The following is a 17,579-nucleotide window of genomic DNA, read 5'->3' as shown; positions in this document are numbered from 1 at the left end:
TCCTAACCTTTAGCGGTATTTTCAGCATCAATTTGCGCAGCTAATATATGTTTACAAGGTCCACGTTTACCTTGGTACTTACTAAACCAAACACAAGTACAATGATCGCCCTCTTCCGATAAACGAACACGATGATTTACATCGCTTCCGCTAATCTCGTATTCTTTGATAGTCTTTGAAGCATTCTCTTGATTTTGACCATTCGCACGAATCGCCGTTACTTTTCCTTGTTCTATCAGATTCCGAGCACCCTTTAATCGCGGCTGAAGTTCATCGACTTTTTCTAGTTCAAAAGGGAGTTCTCGATGAAAATAATGACCCGTCGCAACATCAAAACCCGCTAGTCCTCGGCTGCCAAGAACCAACAAAGCTTGATCGACCTCGGCAATCGGCAGCTGAGTTAATTCGGCTATTGCGATAGGATTGACTTCTGATTGCCAGGTAAGTTGAGCTCGGACTTTCGAGAGAGCTGCTTCGTTGATAGATTGCCCTAAACCGCTCAACACTTGGCCTTCGCCAGAAAAGCTACGGTAAACCTCTGGGCTGATCATTAAGAAAAATGAACCAATGGGAAAGCAAACTTCCCAAGCACTGGTTTCGCCTTCTTGATCTGACCACACTCGAAGACTGGTGGCTTTATGCATTAATGCTTCGATCACACGCACTCGATGTGTACCACTGATTTTAACAGCACCCTTTTGAGGTCTTTGAGTTAAACGAATTCCTCGCCCTCGACTGACGGCATAACTTGGTTGCTTTGGAGCGGAAGTCTTGGGTAGGCTCCGAATAAATTGCAAGCCATCAGCTGCGCTGACTTCCATAACCAAGGTTAAGCGCGGTTGATAGGCTTGAACTTCACTGAACCCTTTGATCCAACGCAGTGGCAGCTTTACTTTTTTCTCAATGGTTGATTCATGACTTGTGGTTAACGCCACTTCTTGTTTGCCGACCGCAAACTCAACTTTTTCGGAATCTCTTAACCTCATTAATGCATTGCGCATGGGTGCATTAAAGTCGACATTCGTGGTGCCTTTACCATGACATTCACCTTCGAAAAAATCACTGGGTAAATCCACTCGCGCATAGACTCCGCAGCACCCACTGAATCCTTCAAGACGAAGAAGTTGCTCATTACTGGTTAGTACGGGATCAAGTAGCGCGGGTCTTGGTAAGTAGAAATGAGTCCTAACAACATCGCTTAAAGTAATTAGCATATCGCCGAATAGTTTGGGCGAACGCACTTGCCCATCAAAAAAATACGGCTGTAGGTGATTCGGACTGCTCGTAGCAAGGGCTAAATGTTGCTTATTATCAATGGCGCGAATGCCTGAAGAATAGGCGTACTCATAAGTATGGTCGAATGCTGCTGTCACTTAATGATTCCTTCATTAATAGGTCCGCTAGGTTATTTTTTAACGCGGCATAAACGAGTTGACAACAAAAAAGGATGGTCAATATTCGTTTATCAAGGAAGGATCAAAGGCGCAATGATTCGCCTTTGATCGCGCGTTAGATTGGCTAATGCCAACTATTGCCTTTCGATTTAGATGAATCCTAAGAGTCTTTTTCTTCCGAGCTTGTCTCTTCAGCCTCAGGCTCGCTACTCGCCTCTGGCTCTGGAGCTGACTCTGCTTTAGTACTCATATCTTTGCAGGAAAATCCCCAAGAAACCTGCTTCTCTACAAAGCTTGCGTACTTAGCTTCGCAAAACCCGGTTTCGCCAGATGCCTTCCATAAAACCTTGGTCTCTTCGCCTTTGGTGTAGTGCACTTCGCATGGCAGCTCCGTTTGATTCGGATACACTAGCTCTATCTTGCGCGTATTCTCTCCAAAGGAACAAACCGTGCTTTGGTTATCGATGGCATAGACCGAAGATGCTAGAAGTGCAGTTAGACTTAAAATAACTTTCATTATAATACCCTCCAAGTAGTCGAACATAACGACACTAAAACGCCTTTTATTGTGAACTTAGGTCGCTTTAGCTCAGAGGTTATCATACCTATCATAAAGGAAGATTGACAAGCGCTTAACGCTCTAACCGATTGATTTTTATCCATACGATCAGATTATGCTGTAACGCGTGAACTTAGTCTTTAAAGAGAGTTTTAGTGCAAAGAGAGCTATAGCAGTTTTTCATAGAAGTAGTGAGGCATTCCATGCTCTACTAATGTATTGGTCTGCTTAAAATTAAATTTTTGTAAAATTCGATTGGAAGCCGCATTGTCGACGGCTGCAATCGCCACAATCTTATTCAGCTCAAGCGTTGTTTTGCCGTAAACCAACAACGCGTCTACCGCTTCTGAAATTAGCCCTTTTCCCCAAAAAGGAGGTGCGATTCGATACCCTAAATCAGGAAAGCCAAACTCAGGTTCAAACTTAAACCCAGCAAACCCGATTGGGTTGATTTCACCTTTCAGTATCACGGCATATCGAGCATAGCCATATTGCCGATATTCATTTAACCAAACGTTTTCGATGATTTGCGCCGCCTCAGCGACCGAACTTAAGATGGGATCACCGGGTATGTATTTCAGCATTTCTGGATGTTGATTGAATTCAAAAACGCCTTGCGCATCTCCCTGATAAAAATGTCTTAAAACGAGGCGAGGAGTTTCTATAAGCACCGGTGGAATTAATTGCTTTTCCATAGATATGAGTTTTCCTTGTCAAGGCAGTGTCCAACCTATGGACTTATTATTTTTGGCAACGTATTTTTACAATGTGACAGCTTTATATGCTGGTTAATATTAAGTGCTGGTTAATATTAAGTGCTCATGAATATTAGCGAGTCTTTAATATTAAGCGCTCAATAGTATTAGGCGATCATTTATTCTAACCGAACACTTACATCGCTAAACCACTATGACAAAAAGTTAGAGGTTTAAAGAAACAACGAGTTTGACAAGCTTTCGTTAAAAGTGAGTGACGGTCAAGCAGTCTTAGCAAAGCAGTAAGACCGTCACTTACTCTATAGTACAAATTTATAAATAGTTTTATGTATATATTTATCGATATACTCGTTTATAAAAGACTTCGTTCATAAAAAGCTTCGTTTATAAAAGGCTTGATTCATAACCGAATTATTTAATGAGACTACTTTTTCAAAAATATACTAGTTCATATTTTCTTGCATCATCTCTAGTGTCGCATCACACATGGATACCAAGTCTTCTTTTGTCGTTGCTACTAGCTCCATCTCTAGGTCATCTAGCTGAGGCTTGTAAAGCGCTTCAACATCTTTCTCAGTCGCTTTCTCACCCATGGTTTTTCTTAAAGCTTCTTTTGCTGCATCGATGGTTGCTTTGTTATTCTTCAACCAATCTTGATAGGCCTTCTTATATCGAGGACTGACTTCTTTACTGCACTTCTCGATAACGGGCCAATACATCAAGCTTGACTCATAGAGCAGCTCACCAATTTCATCATTTTCATTTGACCATAAGCTGGTACTGAATAACGTTCCAATGGCAAGTGTTAGCAGTGATTTTGTCGTTTGGCGTTGCATGACTTTTCCTTTTGATCATCCAAATAATCTTATTCAACCTTTATTCACCCTTTCATACTTTTAAAGGTGATCTTAAACTAAAGGTGATATTAAACTAAAGGTCACCTTAAACTGCAGAACGGCTATCTCAGATACCTATATGCATCGCATAATAAGTCGTAGCGACCGAGTCATTTTTTAGTCGATATCTTCGCTTTACCGCTGCATTTTAAGAGTATCGAATATTCTATTGTTAGACCGGAAATTAGGTCACATTTTTCTTAATTGAATCAGTGAAATACTTTAATAACACCTTCCTATCCAAATAATATGAGACGGCTAACTTAGCCGCCTCATATTATTTGAAAAGCCCTTCACTAAGAACTGCATTTGATCGGCCAGAATATTTCTATTAGCCAATGCCAAATATTCCCATTTATTGGGTTTAAAAGGAATGGCTAATAATGGCATATTCGCTTCATCGGGTGTCCGGCATGCTTTAAAGTGATTACACGACTTACACGCAGCAACGCAATTAGTCCAAGTATCCGGTCCCCCTCTTGCTTGTGGCATCACATGGTCTCGCGTTAACTCGGCAGAGCGAAACTTTTGACCACAATACAAACATAAATTTTGATCACGTCGAAACAGCGCACTGTTGCAAAGCTTCGGTATTCGCTGATCAAATTGATTCACTTGACCTTCCGTTGCGATAACGGGTGCAAGTTTGATTATTGAGCGTTCTCCATTCAATCGGGAGTATCCTCCATGCAATATCGTTGACTCATCACCGAAACTCCACACAATTTGTTGTTTAGCATACAAACTCGCAGCAGTTTCATGATCGATCCACTCCATTGCTTGTCCGGCTTTATTTAATCGTAGAATTCGCGTTTGCATGTTCTTCTCCTTGAAAACGTCGGTTCCCAATTTGGTTCAATTATTATCGTTTTTGGAAGGTCGGGCGGGAATCAAACCCGCCTTCTATAGATTTGCAACCTACCGCATGGTCACTCTGCCACCGCCCTAGAACACCTTCCAAGTACACCTTACAAAAAATTAAGTTAAAATATTTTGGCGAATAAACTTTTGCATAATCTATGCAATAAGAAACGTCCTTGTTTTATCTCTTCCTAAACTTTCAAACGATCCAATAACCCTTCGAAACTATTGGTTAGCTTGAAAAACCTCTACTGCAATTTGATACGCGGGGATCAATAAAGCTTTCGCCCGCGTGTTCGATGTAAATATTGTATCGAACGAACGCCTTGCTCCATTCGCTTACGTGCAGGCCCATTGGATGAATGGATCCGAATGCTGGGTGGAATGAGACCATATTCAACCACTGCTTTTTCTAACCACACGATAACGTCGTAACCCGTTCCTTTTTGGTCATTTCCTAAGTCGTGATCGAGACTTAAATCGGTTACCGAACCAGTCATCAGCAAGCTAATGGCCTCTTGTGGCCAGCGAACGCCTTTCCAACCTGCTGGTGCAGGACGTACATCGTCTAGAAATAATTTCATGATAGTCCTCCTTTCGACCAATAACATGAACGAGTTTTGGTGGGTCGCCCGAGATTCGAACTCGAAACCTTCCGGTTAAAAGCCGGATGCTCTAGCCAGTTGAGCTAGCAACCCATTCTTGATTAATTAATTTTGGATCAATCACTTTAGGATTAATCCGTTTGTTAACATTGCGATCCTTTCTTCACAAAGCAATCAACGTAATTTCAAAGTAAATCCAAAGTAAAAAATACACATCATCAAAATAGACAAATTTAAAAATTTAATGGGCCGCCCGAGACTCGAACTCGGAACCCTCCGGTTATGAGCCGGATGCTCTTATCAATTGAGCTAGCAGCCCCTAAAAAAGTTGCTGAGTCGGACTTTCACCGTGACGGGTCTGTAGGGCAAAACCTCAGCAGTATCTTGCCATCGCAATCTTTTTATTGAACCTCAATGTTGGCGGGCGCAGAAGGACTTGAACCTTCAACCCACGGCTTAACAGGCCGTCGCTCTACCTTTGAGCTATGCACCCAAATCGATTTAATGCGTTACCAAAATTAGACTTGGTACCCTGGGAGAGACTCGAACTCTCAGAAAACGGAATCTAAATCCGCCGCGTATGCCAATTCCGCCACCAGGGCTTTAATAAAAAAGCAAGGTATTGCTCAACCTTGCTCTAATAAAGTAAAGAGAAGTGAGGGTCTCCATCCTTGGAGATAATTGATCACCACCCTTCTATTAAACTCTTCCGTTTAAAAACATCATTATTGTGTCAGCAGAAAATTGCTCTACCGCTCAATGCAGTCATTATTGGGCCAGCAGAAAATTGCTCTACCGCTCAATGCAGTCATTATTGGGCCAGCAGAAAATTGCTCTACCGCTCAATGCAGTCATTATTGGGCCAGCAGAAAATTGCTCTACCGCTCAATGCAGTCATTATTGGGCCAGCAGAAAATTGCTCTACCGCTCAATGCAGTCATTATTGGGGTGACCAACCGGATTTGAACCGGCATCATTCGAGATCACAACTCGAAGCTTTACCCAATTAAGCTATGGTCACTCCAATAATGACTGAGCCTCGCAAAGTTTTGGCATAAAAAAACCGCAAACCTTTCGGCTTGCGGTTCAAGAATACTCAAAACGATTCTCTCTTATCCGGAAGCCTACGCTTCCAAACAAGGAAGCGTTTTAATTTAGTTTGATGTTGCTCTCTATCGGAAATAGATTTTCCTTTACCAATGCACTTTTTTTATGTCCTACCAAATCACGTTTATCTCCCACCAAATAACCTATTCCACTTTCACAACTATCGGCATAAGCAATCAATTGCTCAGTCAAATGAATGAGAAAATGGCGATCATTAGCGGTGCCATTACCTGAAATCTTCTGGCGACTGATTTTTCCGCTATGGCTATTCGATGTCATCATCATGTCTCTCATTACCTTTCTTAAGTTTTCTTGCTTACGTTCATCTAATTCAGTTTATTCATACAGCATTTTTGAGGACGCTAACTTAAAAATGACTTCCCTCAATCAATGTCCGGCTATTTAATCGCGAAAAAAACGCTTCGTCAATGCATTTTATTAATTATTTTATTTATTTTTCAACAACTTACGCATATTGCAGACGTACAAAACCCTTCACCTAAAAACCTAGGTAAATTCACCTCATTTGTTTGAAACAGACCCATTCAATTTCAATCAACTACACCAATATTCGATATTTATTCGTCAATGACTTGTCCTTCTGTATTTTTTCAAGGCATAAAAAAACGCCGGTTGCTTTTCAGCTTCCGACGTTTTTATCAATTCAAAACTTGTTCGTTTTATAAAATCCGCTTTCGGAAGCTGCAAACTTCCAAAACTGGAAGTTAACTTACTTTGTATGCTCCGCTTGTTTAATCAACAGGCACCCGAGCACGAAATCGCTGGTAGAGCGATTGCCTACTAACGGTATGCTTAGAGGTTGATAACAGTTTAAGAGTAACAAAGCGGTTTCCTGTAAAATTTTTCCTTTAAAGATTGATGAGCATTCTAGCGGTCGACTTATGATCAATCAAGTGTGAATCCTAGATTAGATTCCGAGTAACCTATCGACAGCGCAGCCAAGCTTTGCTCCATAATTAACCGGGCTCGTTAAGAATTTCTAACAAATACCGTAAAGATCAGCCGAAATTATCAGGTTATTCTACCGTTCCGGTACAACTTTCTAAACTCTACCTAGATTCAGCGCAGAAGGCTCAGGAGCTCGTCGATGAAAAGATTGTTATCGTTACACGCCACAATTGGCCTAGTGCTATTGGTTAGCTTCATTTCACAGGTTCACTCTACAACGGCAATGTCGCAGCAGACACCTTTCACCGCGCTCAAAGAACAATTCGACGCTCTTGAACAGTACCCTTTGCAACTCGACTTTCAGCAAATGACGAAGCAATGGCAAAGTCTACGTACGCAAACACACTCATCAAGCTGGGATGAGTTTTTGGTACAACTCAACAATGTCACTCAAAACAACCATGCTCTCACAGCCTGTGACCAAGTACAGCTCGATCGCTTTCAGACGATTACCCAAATGCAGGTATTGGCACACAGCTTAGCCAACCACCCCATCACTTACCAAGGCTCTGTTGCTAACTTACCTGACTCACTGAAATGGTATCGATTGTTAACCTTATTATGGTTAGGAGAAGATATTGCTCCTCAAGCTTTGTATAACATTGGAGAGCAAACGTTCAATCGCTCCATCACTTTACTCCGTGATGTTTCAGTCGAGCCGGTGACCTATTCTTCTATTAAAGTTGGGCAAGAAGAGGCTCTACTACAGGGTTACCAACAAAGACACCAACGTGTTGAAAAACTCATCGAAAAACTCTTTGTAGAAACAAAAGACCTGCAATCCTTAAATATTGCAAAGTCGTCTTTAGGTCCTGACTTTCTTGCGCCTGCGTACTATGACTCAGAGCAAAACACCTTCTATTTTAACGCGACGTCAGAACACTATAATTTGGCACAAATGGATTTTCTATATTTGCATGAAGGCCTACCGGGACATCACTTACAAAGCCAATGGTCGCAAAAGTATGCGCTTTGTGGCAATAGAGATGCATCGACTATTTCGATGGCAATGGTCGAAGGTTGGGCCGCGTACATCGAGCGCTATGGAGCGGATTTAGGCCTATTTCAAGACAAAGCCAGTCTTTATTACGCCTTAAAATGGCAAGCATTAAGAGCCATGCGTGTTCAAGTTGACGTAGGTATGCACGCTCTCGGATGGAATGACGAACAAGTTCGTAGCCATTGGTTAAAAAACTTTCCTGAAGGAGCCGACATCATGGAACGAGAACTTGCGCGAATAAAACGCTGGCCGATGCAAGTCAATACCTACGTGTATGGGCAATATAAGATTGAGCAATTGCTCAAACAACAGCAACAAGACAGTCACTTCCAACTCACCGAATTTCATCGCAACCTACTGTCAATATCGCACCTACCGCTTAGTGCACTCGAGCGATACAGCGAATTTTTCACAGCCACAAAAGACATGCAAGCGCCAAGCAAATCGATCCAAAACCAAGAGAGTCAGTTGCACCGTTAACCTCAACTAAAATGGAATGTTTATGAAGAAGTCACTATTACCTTACTTAATTTTGTTATGCGCAGTCACACTGACAGCTTCCTTAGTCGCCGATAAGCTGCCGCCACGTGGCATGCTTGGCCTATTAGGTTCACAACAAGTTAATGACCAAGGCATGGAGATAACTCAAGTCGCTCCGAATTCGACCGCCTCTGCATTAGGTTTGAAGGTAGGCGATCGATTAACTAAGCTCAATGGCCAAAAAATTACCAGCTTTAGCGATTTGATTTCAGCAATGAATCCCTTGAGAGCAGGTTCTGAAATTAATGTCGTGATTACTCGTGGCGAAGAATCCCTTGCATTAGTGGGAAAACTACAAGCAAGACCCCAAGAAACCAGTGAAGATTTTAATGTAATCGCTGACGTTGTTGATGTTGGCAATAATCGGCTACGAAGCTATATCTATCAACCAAAGGGATTAAAAAATAACGAGAAACGTCCGGCCGTTTTTTATATCCAAGGCTACACTTGCAGTTCTGTCGACTGGGGCAGCCTTCCGCAACTCACTATTCGCCAGTTATTTGCCGACATAACTAAAGCTGGTTATGTTGTCTATCGTGTCGAAAAATTCGGTGTTGGGGACAGTCTTGGCGATAAGCAATGCTCCGAAATAGACTTTACGACCGAATTATCTGGATTCCATGCGGCACTGGCTGAGTTAAAAAAGCTACCTTATGTCGATGCGGAGCAAATTCACATCTTTGGACATTCTCTTGGCGGCTTGTATGCCCCATTAGTTGCGCAAAAAGCTCCGGTGAAAAGCATTATGGTTTACGGTACTGTGGTCAAACCATGGTATGACTACCTGTTAGATATTTATTCAGAGCAGGCTTTATTGTTTGGAACGGACAAGCAAGAAGCCGCAAACAATCGAAAACTTATTCAGCCACTCATAGACGCTTGGCTAAACAGTCAGCGTGATCTTAAAGATATTCAGCAAGATCCTAAGTTGAAAGACGCTCTTGCATCGAACCTGATTCCGATCAATGGCGATCAGATATTTCATCGTCACTATTCGTTTTTCCGCGATCAAAACCAATACGATTTTAAATCTGTTTGGGAAAGTCTAAACACGCCGACACTCGCCATACATGGTGAATACGATATACAAGCCATTAATGATCAGTGGACAAAAGATCTAGTCAATAGCGTAAATAAGAAGAACAAAAAATTGGCTAAAAGCGTCATCATACCAAAAACAGAACATGCACTAATGACCTATCCATCAAGAGCTGCATTAATGGATGCTATGGCAAATGGGCAGAATAATGTTGCGAATCCTGGAGAGCACTATACTGACGCAACTTTAAAAGTTGTGCTTAACTGGCTAAAAGACTTGAAGTAAATTTTCGATGGGGTGATTGCCTGAAGCCGACACTAAGTTTTAGACAATCACCTCATTAACCATGCTAATCATTAACCATACCAATGACTGTGTGACCACTCTTTCAAATGATCAAGCAACATGAGAAGACCAATGAATGCATTAGTTTGCCCTCACTGTGAACACCCGGTGAGCTTGAAAACAATCCTAACAACACGATTAATCACCAAAGTATTATGTTTAGAGTGCCATCAGTTCATTCACTTCGAAAAAGCTAAGTCGATTATTTTTAATATTTCAGCATTAATCTTCTTTTACGCGCTATCAATGACCTTAGCTTATCTTCAAGTACATTGGCTGTTGCTAACCTTCTCCGTTGTTTTCTTCGCTATCGCTTGGCGTTATCTCGGCTATCGACTGATAATAAGTCGAATGATAAAAATTATTGATACATCCAACTAACCGTCATTAAAGCAATAGCTCGACAACTAAGAATAAAATTACTCTCACCGATGGTCATTCAGTGGAATTTGTGAGCAATTTTCTTGAATAAAATTGATCAACCGATCATCTTGACGATGTTCGACTTCATCATGAATAACAATGTGCGCTCTCGCACCCGATGTTAATAAAACTTCAAGAAGATCACTGTCCTCAGTATGATTTTTTAGTTGCCATTCTTTTACTTGAGAAAGATCGAGAGAATATGGACTTGACCAAGGATCGTAAATCTTAAGTGTATTATCTTCGATAATCGCTGCTGGTCTCCTTGCCCACCAAAAATATATGGTTACGGCGAGCAATGAGTAACCCACTAACACGAGCAATACAATCAGCAAAGGATCGTTAGATAGCACCCAGATAGTCGCCATAATAAATGAAGGAATGGCTAAGAAATAGCCTTGTACTTGAGTAATTCTTGGCAGTGAAACGGTTTTGTCTTCGTAATACTTCATAAACACCTTATTAAATGTAATCATTGAGTGAAAAATTCTGCCGAATAAGTTTACTGAAAGCTAAACGTGCATAAATGTGCACTATTTAAAACTTCGTTGCAATTTAGTTTTCGCTTTCATTGCTGCCCCACCGTACTATACTAATCGGCGGTTAAAGTCAGAGGTCCCGCTCCTCCACTTTTTAAAAAATTTCTAATTATAACAATCAGTTACAAGAAGGTACCAAGAATGAAATATTGGGTTAATCTACTGATCACCATCATCGTTGTGGTGGCTACTTCGCCACTCTTGGCAAAAGCCAAGGTTGAGACTCCGACAACCATCAACTTCAGCAGTCAGCTACCTGCACAGCAAAATATACTTCTCGGCATAGCGAAAGGCGGTGAATTAGGCGCATTTGCGAGCGAGCTTAATCGTAAAACACAAGGCGGCCTGGAGTATTTAATTACGACCACCGAATTTACCGGCGAAGCCAAAACCACCCGAGTGGTAACGGCACCGAAAGGCAGCGGCTATCAGACGATATTACTCATTGGGCTCGGAGATGTCTCTGAAAATACTGACGTAGAATGGCAAGAGATTGGGGGCAATGCAGCACAAAAAGCCCTTGCAGAGTTCAAAACCATTCCGCCGTTTATCGTATCGTTAGCACCAGAGAAAGCCGCTCAACTTGCATACGGAGCAAAACTGGGAAGCTACTACTTTGACAAATATAAAACAAAATCCGACGACTTAAAAACCGTCAAGTCGATAGAGTTTATCGTCTCCGACGCCAATGCAACTCGCGCTTTGTATCAAAATGAAATCGATCCTGTTGCGAATGCAATTTGGTATACGCGAAATATTTCTAACGAACCAGCGAATATTATTTATCCAGAAAGTTTTGTTCAACGATGGAAGACTCATTTCAAAGGCATGAAAAACATTAACATTCGAGTCTTCGACGAGGATGACATGTTAGATAAAAACATGGGAGCCATTTACGGTGTTGGGCAAGGCAGTCAACGCCCTCCTCGAATGATGATTGTCGAATACCAAGGAGGCAAGAAAGGTGAAGCCCCTATTGTTTTAGTTGGAAAAGGTATTACGTTTGATACTGGCGGCATTAGTTTAAAGAATCCTCCTAACATGTGGAATATGAAATTTGATATGTCAGGTGCGGCGAGTGCCATTGGTACCGTCCATGCCTTAGCCGGTCGAAAGGCTAAAGTTAATGTCGTGGGCATTGCCGCACTTGCCGAGAATATGCCAGGAGCTAATGCACAACGCCCGGGTGATGTTGTGACGTCTATGTCAGGAAAAACGATTCAAATTCGTTCGACGGACGCAGAAGGTCGACTCGTTCTAGCCGATGGTATCTATTACGGTGACGTAACCTATAACCCTGCTCTACTTGTTGACTTGGCGACCTTAACGGGCTCTGCTTCAAGAGCGCTAGGTAAAGATTACGCAGCCTTGTTTACTCGACACCAAGAGCTTGCCAGCCAGTTTTTAACCATGGGTGTATCAACGGGCGAACAGGTTTGGCAATTGCCACTGAATGATAACCACTTTAAAGCCATCAAAAATGATGTTGCTGACATTATGAATTCGGGACCTACAGCGCCAGGCGCTAGCGCTGGAGCCGCTTTTGTTGGAAGTTTCGTAAGAGAACAAACGCCATGGGTGCATTTAGACATTGCCGGCGTAGCATGGAATGATAAAGCGACTCCGGTCAAAGCTTCTCCGGGATCGACTTCATTTGGCATCCGATTGTTAAATGGTTACATCAAAGCGCATTTCGAAAAAGCCCATTTAGAAAACAGCAACAAGTAAACGCATCCTCGCTCATCAGGCTTTTAAAGGTTTAAAGGCTTGATGAGCACTCTCTATCTCATGCAATCCCTATCTCATGCACTAATTATGTCGTAAACTTGCTAGGTTAAACACTCACAATGCTCAACATTTACTTTGATAATCGCAGTGACAAAATGAAAACCGTTGCAGCAATACCTCTATTTTAATTATTCTTGTTCACAGTTAAGAGTTTCAACGAATCGGCTGTCTAAACTGGTGTAACATTTCCAAAGAATCATACTGCCTTTAGCGGTTGGCGTCAGCGTTATATAGTCTGGTCGAGAAAAGTTTAAATACGCTTGTATCGAACCATCATTTAATAAATTCAACGTCTCTATATTGTGCTCTGTCAAGAGCGTTGCATCATCAAAGCCTTGAGCAAAAAGACGTTGATCTGGCCACTCCCCTTCCATCATATAATATTCCGCGACCATTACCTTTCCCTGCGTCATATAACTTAATGCTTGCGCAATTTTTGCACGCGTTAAATACATACTTTCCTGCTGACTTTCTGAGTGGCTCCCGGTAATTTTCGACCAAAGGCTTTCTTCTTTCTGACCTGAAGATAACCAAGCAACAAAGTTCGAATCACTTAATAAATTTTGTGTTGCTTGTTCAAATACTTTAAGAACCGTTTTATCAACATTCGTGTTTTTGCTCCACCTACTCGTCGACGCTTCGGTTTGCCCTTTAAATAACAAACTGCCTTTAGGGTCTTGCACCCACCAATTAACTTTCAAGTAAGCTTGTGCTTGAGTAAATTGATACCACCTATACTGCTCAGGATCGGTCTCGGCCGCGAGACCTTTACGGCGATCTCTACGGACTTTAGGATTACATGCGACAATCGTTGCTTCAGCAATTTCAAAAATAACCGTGCTGTCTAACAGCTCTCTATTTTTCTTAATCTGCGCAGCTTCTTGATAGGTTGCTTTTAACTTTTTCTGAATAAATTGCGATGCAGCCACGGCTGATAAACGTGTAGCGGAGGGAAACATCCGATGATGTGGGCTCGACGCTCCAAATCTCGATAAATTTAATGCCGTTGGCGAAACACAGTCTTGTCCGAAGCGATACTCACCCACCTGTTGGCGCGCAACTAAACTTTGTGAAAATAAAGGTTGATTAGCAACGAAAATGACCCGACGAGGATCCGGTAAGTTAATAGGTAGCGGCGTTGGAATACTCACTTGTGGTACGTTCGACGAGTTAAGCGTCTGCTCCTCGACTTGCCCAGCGGCGTGTGGCTTATCCGAGTAATGTACTTGCCCCTTTTCATCCACCCACTTATACAGTTTCGTCGCAGATAGAAGCAAACCGCAAGTAAATACACAAACCATTAAAAATATAAAACGCACGTGACACCCGAACTTAGTTGATGACTTATTTTCGATTCAAGTTTTGGGAAAATCGAAAGAAGTACCATCCTCTCAAGTTTAATTGCTCACTACAAGCGCTTAATTTATTCAATTAACGACTTTAATATTGATCGTTACCTCTCAAGATCATCCAGACTCTTGAGAGGCACGAAGGGAGAAACGGTAACAGCCAGATGTTAGTTGGCTTGAGGTCCTGTTTTTTGGTCCAATACAGGAGGGATGTCAATGGCTGGCTCAGGTGAGAAAACATACCACGCTATGTCATTGAGCACCCAATCATTTCCAGTGTGTCGATACGCACTGCGACTAGAACTTCCGCGATACTCATTACTGTCATTACCGCCATCGATGAATCCATCGCCTTCGTTCCAATGCGGTTTGGATGCATTCTCAAAATAGTTGGCTTCGAGTTTCGCTTGCGCGCCTTGCGACACACTGACCGCAAAATAAGGAATGTTTTTCCATAAATTGTTAAACAAATGCGCTCGCGTTGCTGGGCCAACTAATTTGGGGTTGCGCCCTGACGTATGGTTCCAAAAATTATGGTGAAACGTGACTTGCGAATTATAGGCCAAGTTGGTGTAGTGATGTTGATTACCACACACCGCAGCGTTGTAGCCATCAAATCGATTCCAGCTTAAGGTGACATTCTGGCTATCATGAATATCGACATGCCCATCACTGATTAGTCGAAAGCGTAGATGGTCTAAAACAATGTGAGTACTGTTGTTCAAGGTCACACCATCTCCAGCTTCGACCAACTCAGGATTAACGTCATCGATTTGAAAGTTACGTAGAATAATGTTTTGCGAACCACTTAAGTCAAAATTGACACCGCGAACACGCGAGTCTTTACCCAGTCCCACTATTGTTGTATTCGAACCAACTCGAACTTTCCTTTCATTACGAGATTTCGTAATCGTTGCATCGGTATGTGAACCTAAATCGGTACATCGCTGATTGCCAACGGGAATTCGAAAAATAGATTTACCAGGATCTTGATAACTTGGACAAGAAATTTCACAAACGGGTTGTGCTCGAGCCGAGGTTCGGCAGTCCAACGCGCGATTCGGTAACAGTAAAACTCGCGGCTGATCACTGTCAGCTAGGTTAGCCAATTGATCGCAAGACTCTATTTTCACAGACGCTGCTGAGCCACCACCTGTCGTTGTTGCTAATCCATCGCCACCTGGCATTGAGGCAAAACCTGACACGACCTGCTGCGCACCACAAGCCGAGTCAACGGGATTAAAATGCCAACGCTGAGAGACATTTCCCATGTCATTATTTTGGTAAATATTCGCGCCATTGTTACTCCCCGCGACGGTGATCACTTTACCACTGTGTCTAGCAACAATCGCAAATGAACCATCACCTTTGGGTTGCAGTGACCATTGTTGGTTAACCGTATTGCTTGGATGCCATTGAATAATATTGGCGCCGGAAGATTGTGAAAACTGAAAAACATCTAGGTTCATTCCACTTAATTGCGACTGGATAGTCCAATAGCCATTATCGAGTTGATGCAGATAAAAATGTTGGTTTTCACTTTGCTGATAGCGCCAGCTTAATATATTTGCTTCGGGTTCTTTTGAGTATGCGGCTACATCTAATACTGCCCCTGAGCTTTTGTTAGCAATGGAATAAAGCTGCCCATTAACGGGAGCATCAGTGCATTGTTCCGCCGTTATCGATATTGGAAAAGATAGTGAAAATAAAAAAATCAATGAGCTTCTTAACGAAGATGCGAGTGGCTTATCCATGTCTTGTCCTTGTATCTAAAATACTTATGCGTTTGATAATTCTGAGCGATTGACTCTTCACGCCCTTATCGAATTAACAGCAAACTCCGCTGCTTTGGCCGCAATCTGCCCTCATTCTTAGTAGAAGTCCACCGACATATCTGACCAGTTATTGAGAATGAGAAACAGTTCTCACCGAACATTTAAGAATTTTGAAGGGGGTCACACATAGGGAAAGGATAAAAATAAAAAAAGAAACGAAGGATATTTAACGCGAGAGGCCAAATACCCTTCTACTAACACTCAAAAAAACTCAACTAGCAAATCGAATACCCGCAGTATTGGCGTCACTCCAAACGACATGGCCAGACGTTTTGGCAAAATAGTCGCTACTCAACATCACCGGCGTATCAACCTCGAGCGTTTTGTCAGTCTTAATCATTGCTCCGCCCATGGCGCTGAAATTGATGAGATCGCACGAGGTTGTTTGACCATTCATTTCGATTCTTGCAGCTTTAACTTTCGCTTTTTGACGAACGCGCTCTCGTTGTTCAGCCAAACTGGTAACCGTTGCTATTTCATCGTTGACCAATGACCTATAATTTTCGGGGTGATAAGAATCGTCTTGTGAACGTTTAGCTTCAACACTCGAATGAATGCTCACGTTAATCGGTGGCATGGCACTGCTTCCTCGCAAGGAGCGAATGTGTTTATCAACGCCCAAATAGGATAACGCTCGATACCCCATACTGTATGAGTCGTGCACTGGCTGCATAATATCGGGCTTTAGAAAGTGCTCACTGCTCAACATATTGGCATCAAACTCAAGCCCCAGCGCCTCAGCTTTGACGATCATCCATTGCAAAGTGATATCAGAGAGTCCTCGCTCTCGATATCCTCCGCCTACGTCGGAATGAACACCGGCAAACCAAACTTGCTCAACGTTTTGATCAGGATTAATTTGTCCCGTCCATAAGTCAGGACGAAAGGGTCCTCGTTGTTCATCCATCGCTAACGCATGATATGCATGCTTAACATAAGGGCTCAGTGTAGTATCAAAAAAGCTAATAAATCGTTTAGTAAAGCGACCTAGCATCGGAGTAGGCGCGCCAAGTGCACCGACAGTATCCCAAACCCCAACCATGGTGACATCGGGTCGGTAATTGCCATGGTATTTTTCTGCAGAGCGTTTTTCCGGAGGTGTTCGATAATACTTATAGACATCGGTTAATTGCGCTAATTCATCTTTCTCAATCAAACCAACGGCGTTTAACATACCCGCAAGCGCTCTTGCCGTATAAGCACCGCGACTAAAACCAAAACAATAAATTTCATCACCAGGGTTAAAGTTGTGAACTAAGAAACGATAGCCATCGAGTATATTTTTTCGAACACCTTTGCCCAGACCGCCACCTAAATATTTATCAGCAAAGCCTTGCGTTCCAACACCCTGGTCATAAAAAACCACTTGATGAATGCCTTCACTGTCTATCGGTCGAATGGCTCTGACGAGCTTCACCACATTCGTCGGATTTCTATCCGGCTCATTCCAAGTACCATCACAGCAAATGATCAACCGTTTTCTCATAGCAACACTCCTTCGCCTTGAACACCACATCATATGCGACATTCAATTCATTAAACGATTCACCAGATATAGTTGATAAAGTGAACAGACTCAAATTCACGTCGCACTTTCGAGCTAATTATCTCAAT

Annotated in this window: 16 protein-coding genes and 6 tRNA genes; 5 read left to right on the top strand and 17 right to left on the bottom strand. The window is 42.4% G+C overall.

All coding sequences use genetic code 11. The features are described from left to right. Positions 1-2 precede the first annotated feature (2 nt). From Q9312_RS17700 to Q9312_RS17650, 11 genes are all read right to left on the bottom strand, one after another. Positions 3-1,373 carry an SWIM zinc finger family protein gene (locus Q9312_RS17700; RefSeq protein ID WP_309202184.1) on the bottom strand — a complete coding sequence of 457 codons (1,371 nt, stop codon included), beginning with the start codon at positions 1,371-1,373 and terminating at the stop codon, positions 3-5. Between the two features lie 181 nt (positions 1,374-1,554). Next, positions 1,555-1,911 carry a hypothetical protein gene (locus Q9312_RS17695; protein ID WP_309202183.1) on the bottom strand — a complete coding sequence of 119 codons (357 nt, stop codon included), beginning with the start codon at positions 1,909-1,911 and terminating at the stop codon, positions 1,555-1,557. Between the two features lie 209 nt (positions 1,912-2,120). Continuing rightward, the gene (locus Q9312_RS17690; RefSeq protein ID WP_309202182.1) at positions 2,121-2,648 is read right to left on the bottom strand and encodes a GNAT family N-acetyltransferase; all 528 of its coding nucleotides are present in this window, start codon (positions 2,646-2,648) and stop codon (positions 2,121-2,123) included. Between the two features lie 464 nt (positions 2,649-3,112). Further along, positions 3,113-3,505, bottom strand: coding sequence for a hypothetical protein (locus Q9312_RS17685; RefSeq protein WP_309202181.1), 393 nt, complete (start codon positions 3,503-3,505; stop codon positions 3,113-3,115). Between the two features lie 318 nt (positions 3,506-3,823). After that, complete coding sequence (locus Q9312_RS17680) at positions 3,824-4,384, bottom strand: HNH endonuclease (protein ID WP_309202180.1); 561 nt, start codon at positions 4,382-4,384, stop codon at positions 3,824-3,826. A gap of 53 nt (positions 4,385-4,437) precedes the next feature. Next, positions 4,438-4,512, bottom strand: a tRNA-Cys gene (locus tag Q9312_RS17675). A 186-nt stretch (positions 4,513-4,698) separates the two neighbouring features. Then, on the bottom strand, positions 4,699-5,010 hold the full coding sequence (locus Q9312_RS17670; protein ID WP_309202179.1) for a cyclic-phosphate processing receiver domain-containing protein: 312 nt from the start codon (positions 5,008-5,010) through the stop codon (positions 4,699-4,701). A 37-nt stretch (positions 5,011-5,047) separates the two neighbouring features. Beyond that, positions 5,048-5,124, bottom strand: a tRNA-Lys gene (locus tag Q9312_RS17665). Positions 5,125-5,276: 152 nt separating this feature from the next. Continuing rightward, positions 5,277-5,350: transfer RNA gene (locus Q9312_RS17660), tRNA-Ile, on the bottom strand. 99 nt (positions 5,351-5,449) lie between these two features. Continuing rightward, a tRNA-Asn gene (locus Q9312_RS17655) sits at positions 5,450-5,524 on the bottom strand. Between the two features lie 32 nt (positions 5,525-5,556). Continuing rightward, positions 5,557-5,633: transfer RNA gene (locus Q9312_RS17650), tRNA-Leu, on the bottom strand. A 157-nt stretch (positions 5,634-5,790) separates the two neighbouring features. Here Q9312_RS17650 and Q9312_RS17645 point away from each other — a divergent pair. Continuing rightward, complete coding sequence (locus tag Q9312_RS17645) at positions 5,791-5,997, top strand: hypothetical protein (protein WP_309202178.1); 207 nt, start codon at positions 5,791-5,793, stop codon at positions 5,995-5,997. Here Q9312_RS17645 and Q9312_RS17640 read toward each other — a convergent pair. Together Q9312_RS17640 and Q9312_RS17635 are read right to left on the bottom strand one after the other, a co-directional pair. Continuing rightward, positions 5,976-6,052, bottom strand: a tRNA-His gene (locus Q9312_RS17640). The genes Q9312_RS17645 and Q9312_RS17640 overlap by 22 nt on opposite strands. A gap of 128 nt (positions 6,053-6,180) precedes the next feature. After that, positions 6,181-6,432, bottom strand: coding sequence for a hypothetical protein (locus Q9312_RS17635; RefSeq protein ID WP_309202177.1), 252 nt, complete (start codon positions 6,430-6,432; stop codon positions 6,181-6,183). An 814-nt stretch (positions 6,433-7,246) separates the two neighbouring features. Here Q9312_RS17635 and Q9312_RS17630 point away from each other — a divergent pair. The 3 genes from Q9312_RS17630 (at position 7,247) to Q9312_RS17620 (ending at position 10,412) form a co-directional block, all read left to right on the top strand. Beyond that, on the top strand, positions 7,247-8,587 hold the full coding sequence (locus Q9312_RS17630) for a DUF885 family protein (RefSeq protein ID WP_309202176.1): 1,341 nt from the start codon (positions 7,247-7,249) through the stop codon (positions 8,585-8,587). Positions 8,588-8,609: 22 nt separating this feature from the next. Then, positions 8,610-9,971: an alpha/beta fold hydrolase gene (locus Q9312_RS17625; RefSeq protein ID WP_309202175.1), complete on the top strand. Its 1,362-nt coding sequence runs from the start codon at positions 8,610-8,612 to the stop codon at positions 9,969-9,971. A gap of 132 nt (positions 9,972-10,103) precedes the next feature. After that, positions 10,104-10,412, top strand: a complete 309-nt coding sequence (locus Q9312_RS17620; protein WP_309202174.1) for a hypothetical protein — start codon at positions 10,104-10,106, stop codon at positions 10,410-10,412. Between the two features lie 44 nt (positions 10,413-10,456). Here Q9312_RS17620 and Q9312_RS17615 read toward each other — a convergent pair whose 3' ends face one another. Then, on the bottom strand, positions 10,457-10,906 hold the full coding sequence (locus Q9312_RS17615; protein ID WP_309202173.1) for a hypothetical protein: 450 nt from the start codon (positions 10,904-10,906) through the stop codon (positions 10,457-10,459). A 228-nt stretch (positions 10,907-11,134) separates the two neighbouring features. Between Q9312_RS17615 and Q9312_RS17610 the strand changes: the two genes are divergently transcribed. Beyond that, a complete protein-coding gene (locus Q9312_RS17610; protein WP_309202172.1) occupies positions 11,135-12,721 on the top strand; it encodes a leucyl aminopeptidase in 1,587 nt (528 codons plus the stop codon). 188 nt (positions 12,722-12,909) lie between these two features. Here Q9312_RS17610 and Q9312_RS17605 read toward each other — a convergent pair whose 3' ends face one another. The 3 genes from Q9312_RS17605 to Q9312_RS17595 form a co-directional block, all read right to left on the bottom strand. Continuing rightward, positions 12,910-14,100 carry a DUF4124 domain-containing protein gene (locus Q9312_RS17605; protein WP_309202171.1) on the bottom strand — a complete coding sequence of 397 codons (1,191 nt, stop codon included), beginning with the start codon at positions 14,098-14,100 and terminating at the stop codon, positions 12,910-12,912. A gap of 197 nt (positions 14,101-14,297) precedes the next feature. After that, positions 14,298-15,884 carry an RICIN domain-containing protein gene (locus Q9312_RS17600; RefSeq protein ID WP_309202170.1) on the bottom strand — a complete coding sequence of 529 codons (1,587 nt, stop codon included), beginning with the start codon at positions 15,882-15,884 and terminating at the stop codon, positions 14,298-14,300. 292 nt (positions 15,885-16,176) lie between these two features. Next, on the bottom strand, positions 16,177-17,451 hold the full coding sequence (locus Q9312_RS17595) for a T6SS phospholipase effector Tle1-like catalytic domain-containing protein (RefSeq protein WP_309202169.1): 1,275 nt from the start codon (positions 17,449-17,451) through the stop codon (positions 16,177-16,179). Positions 17,452-17,579: the final 128 nt, after the last annotated feature.

The organism is Pleionea litopenaei (assembly GCF_031198435.1).
GTDB lineage: Bacteria > Pseudomonadota > Gammaproteobacteria > Enterobacterales > Kangiellaceae > Pleionea > Pleionea litopenaei.
This window is presented reverse-complemented; position numbering and strand designations above follow the sequence as displayed.

Bases quoted from the DNA above. Each gene is read 5' to 3' on its own strand.
- Q9312_RS17695 (WP_309202183.1), bottom strand. From the start codon at position 1,911: ATGAAAGTTATTTTAAGTCTAACTGCACTTCTAGCATCTTCGGTCTAT.
- Q9312_RS17690 (WP_309202182.1), bottom strand. From the start codon at position 2,648: ATGGAAAAGCAATTAATTCCACCGGTGCTTATAGAAACTCCTCGCCTC.
- Q9312_RS17685 (WP_309202181.1), bottom strand. From the start codon at position 3,505: ATGCAACGCCAAACGACAAAATCACTGCTAACACTTGCCATTGGAACG.
- Q9312_RS17680 (WP_309202180.1), bottom strand. From the start codon at position 4,384: ATGCAAACGCGAATTCTACGATTAAATAAAGCCGGACAAGCAATGGAG.
- Q9312_RS17670 (WP_309202179.1), bottom strand. From the start codon at position 5,010: ATGAAATTATTTCTAGACGATGTACGTCCTGCACCAGCAGGTTGGAAA.
- Q9312_RS17645 (WP_309202178.1), top strand. From the start codon at position 5,791: ATGCAGTCATTATTGGGCCAGCAGAAAATTGCTCTACCGCTCAATGCA.
- Q9312_RS17635 (WP_309202177.1), bottom strand. From the start codon at position 6,432: ATGAGAGACATGATGATGACATCGAATAGCCATAGCGGAAAAATCAGT.
- Q9312_RS17630 (WP_309202176.1), top strand. From the start codon at position 7,247: ATGAAAAGATTGTTATCGTTACACGCCACAATTGGCCTAGTGCTATTG.
- Q9312_RS17625 (WP_309202175.1), top strand. From the start codon at position 8,610: ATGAAGAAGTCACTATTACCTTACTTAATTTTGTTATGCGCAGTCACA.
- Q9312_RS17620 (WP_309202174.1), top strand. From the start codon at position 10,104: ATGAATGCATTAGTTTGCCCTCACTGTGAACACCCGGTGAGCTTGAAA.
- Q9312_RS17615 (WP_309202173.1), bottom strand. From the start codon at position 10,906: ATGAAGTATTACGAAGACAAAACCGTTTCACTGCCAAGAATTACTCAA.
- Q9312_RS17610 (WP_309202172.1), top strand. From the start codon at position 11,135: ATGAAATATTGGGTTAATCTACTGATCACCATCATCGTTGTGGTGGCT.
- Q9312_RS17600 (WP_309202170.1), bottom strand. From the start codon at position 15,884: ATGGATAAGCCACTCGCATCTTCGTTAAGAAGCTCATTGATTTTTTTA.
- Q9312_RS17595 (WP_309202169.1), bottom strand. From the start codon at position 17,451: ATGAGAAAACGGTTGATCATTTGCTGTGATGGTACTTGGAATGAGCCG.